Source organism: Staphylococcus sp. HMSC62A08 (assembly GCF_001839105.1).
Classification (GTDB): domain Bacteria; phylum Bacillota; class Bacilli; order Staphylococcales; family Staphylococcaceae; genus Staphylococcus; species Staphylococcus caprae.
The window spans coordinates 1-3,095 of the sequence record NZ_KV840048.1; the positions used below are offsets into that span (position 1 = coordinate 1).

General features: G+C 30.1%; 5 protein-coding genes. 1 reads left to right on the top strand and 4 read right to left on the bottom strand.

Annotated features, from left to right (window positions below):
• Window positions 1–124: 124 nt before the first annotated feature.
• The 4 genes from HMPREF3264_RS10685 to HMPREF3264_RS10695 form a co-directional block, all read right to left on the bottom strand.
• Window positions 125–259 (bottom strand): beta-class phenol-soluble modulin, encoded by a 135-nt coding sequence (locus tag HMPREF3264_RS10685; RefSeq protein ID WP_002436888.1) that lies wholly within the window; start codon window positions 257–259, stop codon window positions 125–127.
• A 231-nt stretch (window positions 260–490) separates the two neighbouring features.
• Window positions 491–601, bottom strand: coding sequence for an SE2200 family small protein (locus HMPREF3264_RS13010; RefSeq protein WP_080550853.1), 111 nt, complete (start codon window positions 599–601; stop codon window positions 491–493).
• A gap of 9 nt (window positions 602–610) precedes the next feature.
• Entirely contained in the window at window positions 611–2,107 is a 1,497-nt protein-coding gene (gene lqo, locus HMPREF3264_RS10690) for an L-lactate dehydrogenase (quinone) (protein ID WP_070873303.1), read from the bottom strand.
• Between the two features lie 218 nt (window positions 2,108–2,325).
• A complete protein-coding gene (locus tag HMPREF3264_RS10695; protein ID WP_002436858.1) occupies window positions 2,326–2,664 on the bottom strand; it encodes a winged helix-turn-helix transcriptional regulator in 339 nt (112 codons plus the stop codon).
• Between the two features lie 102 nt (window positions 2,665–2,766).
• Between HMPREF3264_RS10695 and HMPREF3264_RS10700 the strand changes: the two genes are divergently transcribed.
• The coding region (locus HMPREF3264_RS10700) for an orotidine 5'-phosphate decarboxylase / HUMPS family protein (protein WP_176746843.1) at window positions 2,767–3,095 on the top strand (329 nt) is incomplete at its 3' end.

The following is a 3,095-nucleotide window of genomic DNA, read 5'->3' on the forward strand; positions in this document are numbered from 1 at the left end:
TTTTTTGTGACAACGGTAGAAACTGTTCTGAACCATACGCTATGCGTATGGTATTCTTTATACAAACAAAAAACAGGATACTACTTTAAAGTAATACCCTGTTTTAAAATTAAATTTTAATTTATTAAACAAATTTAAGTACTTGGTCAACGATTTTAGCAATTGTATTAGCAATGCCAAAGCCCATGTCTACCCAGTCTTGTTTGACATGTAAACCTGAATTTACTGCATTATGTAATGACTCAACAATACCTGACATAAATGTACACTCCTTTATACAAATTAAAATGATGTAACCATATAAATTTCTAACATTTCTAGAATGATTTGTAAACTTAATTTACACTATTTTAATATATCACATCATTAACAATGACAAAAAATACCGGACTCTATATTAAATAGAATCTGGTATTTTTGATTTGTCCATCCATTTTTTAATATAAAAAAGATGTTATTAATATCATGCTCTTGGAGATTATATATAAATTTAGTATTCAATATTTGGTATTTTATTTACATGTTTTTGATAACGTTTAAGTACACTATAACCAATAGTACAAATAGCTATTGCTACAAATAATTTTTTCAAATTTGTCATTCCTTTACTCTATTTGTTTTCATAATAATTTAATTCTAAATCTTTAGATGTTTGTTTTCGAATAGTTCTCATTAATCCAATATCATTAACTAATGATTGGCCATAAGATGGTATCATTTTTTTGATTTTTGGTGTCCATTTTGATTCATATTCTGAGAAGTTTTTTTCAAGTACTTCTAAAGCTACAGAAACTGAAGTTGAAGCCCCAGGTGATTCTCCTAGTAAAGCAATAATTGAGTGATCTTTAGAATTAACTACTTCCGTTCCAAATTGAATATAACCTTTTCCATGTTCAGGTGTATCTTTGATGACTTGTACACGTTTACCAGCAGTATACAACTGCCAATCTTCATCACGTGCTTCTGGATAAAACGTACGTAAATGATTCATACACCCTTCCTTAGTCATTAATATTTGATCAAACGAATATTTAATTAAAGGTAAATTTTTTACTGCGGCAGATAAAAGTGTTGAAATATTATATGGTTTAATCGATTTAAATAAATCTAAATTCGAACCATTTTTTAAGAATTTAGGGCCTACACTAGCAAATGGGCCAAATAATAAGGTACGTTCACCATCAATATAACGTGTATCCAAGTGAGGTACAGTCATAGGTGGTGTACCTTTAGGCTCTTTACCATATACCTTAGCGTCATGCTTGGCTATGGTATCAGGGTTAGTACAAATTAAGAATTGACCTGTAATTGGGAAACCACCCAAATTTTTGCTTTCTGGAATACCTGTTTTTTGTAATAATGGAATGGCTCCACCACCAGCACCAATAAATACATAATCAGCAAGTTCTGTTTGCACATCACCACTATTGCGTTGACGTACTTTAACTTCCCATTTACCATCTTTTCGATGATTAAAATCTATGACTTCATGATTATATTGAACATTAGCATTCGGATGTTGTTCAATATTTTTAGCCATTTTTCGAGTAAGCTCACCAAAATTAACATCTGTACCTTCATTAATTTTACTAGCGGCCATAATATCACTCGAATTATGCCCTTTCATCATTAAAGGAATCCATTTTCTCATTTCCTCAATATCTTCCGTATATTCAATATTGTCAAACATCGGAAAATCTTTCATCGCATAATAGCGATCTTTTAAAAATTGAACATTATTTTTACCTCTCACAAAACTAATATGAGGTAAAGGCTGAATAAATTCTTTAGGGTTAGAAATACTTTTATTTTTAACTAAGTGGCTCCAAAATTGTTTTGAAATTTCAAATTGCTCATTAATTTCTTTTGCTTTTTCAATATCAATTGAACCATCAGGCTTTCTTACTGTATAGTTCAGTTCACATAAAGCAGCATGGCCAGTTCCGGCATTATGACGTTCATTAGAACTTTCAATACCTGGACGATCTAAACGTTCATATAGTTTAATATTCCAATTAGGTTCTATTTCTTTAAGCATAGAACCAAAAGTAGTACTTAATACCCCAGCACCAATAATGACAACTGTTTTTGACTCTTTAGTATTCATAAATAATTCCTCTTCCTTTTTTGTGACTAAGTATTAGTGTAATACAATTCAACTTATAATAAAAATACTCATTTTTAATCTGACTTATTCCATAAAAGAATAGTTTTAAAAGCAACTAAAAAACTCTAAAAGATGCATTAAAGATTTATAAAACTTTAATATATCTTTTTTAGGTAAAAACTTCTGATAATTGTAGGTTCTCTCATTATCTATGATTATTACTTTCTAACTGTATCTAGAAAATCATCTCCCCAATTACAAATTGAAAATACTACTTTATCAAGCTTTAGTCCTATTTCAGTCAATCTATAATCTACTTTAGGAGGGACTACTGGATAGACCGTCCTTTCGAGAATTTTGTCTTGTTCTAGTTCTCTAAGTTGTCTTATTAACATTCGCTGGTTGATATCAGGTAGTTTATTTTGTAATTCACTTAACCTTAAACGATTACTCTGCAAAAGATGGTAAACAATGGCAATCTTCCATCTTCCACCAATGACAGACAGGGCTAAATCTTTCGATGTATAAAATTCTTTATTATTATATTCAATTAGCAATACGAATCCTCCATTTTCATATAGTGACAAAAATGTCAGTATTGTTATTCGAAACAACCAATAACATAATAGCATTATAAAAGATAGAGAGGAGAAACTTTAATGAAATTACAATTAGCAATCGATTTATTAGACCAAAAAGAAGCAGCAAAATTAGCTCAAAAAGTAGAGGAATTCATTGATATCGTAGAAATTGGAACACCAATTGTTATAAATGAAGGACTATCTGCTGTTGAACATATGAGTAAATCAGTCACTAACACACAAGTATTAGCAGATTTAAAAATTATGGATGCTGCTAGTTATGAAGTAAGTCAAGCTGTAAAATTCGGTGCTGACATCGTAACAATTCTGGGTGTTTCTGAAGATGCTTCAATTAAAAGTGCTATCGAAGAAGCGCATAACCATGGCAAAGAATTATTAGTTGATAT

What these genes read in the sequence shown, in the direction of transcription:
- HMPREF3264_RS10685 (WP_002436888.1), bottom strand. Translation starts at nt 259, where the DNA reads ATGTCAGGTATTGTTGAGTCATTACATAATGCAGTAAATTCAGGTTTA.
- HMPREF3264_RS13010 (WP_080550853.1), bottom strand. Translation starts at nt 601, where the DNA reads ATGACAAATTTGAAAAAATTATTTGTAGCAATAGCTATTTGTACTATT.
- lqo (WP_070873303.1), bottom strand. Translation starts at nt 2,107, where the DNA reads ATGAATACTAAAGAGTCAAAAACAGTTGTCATTATTGGTGCTGGGGTA.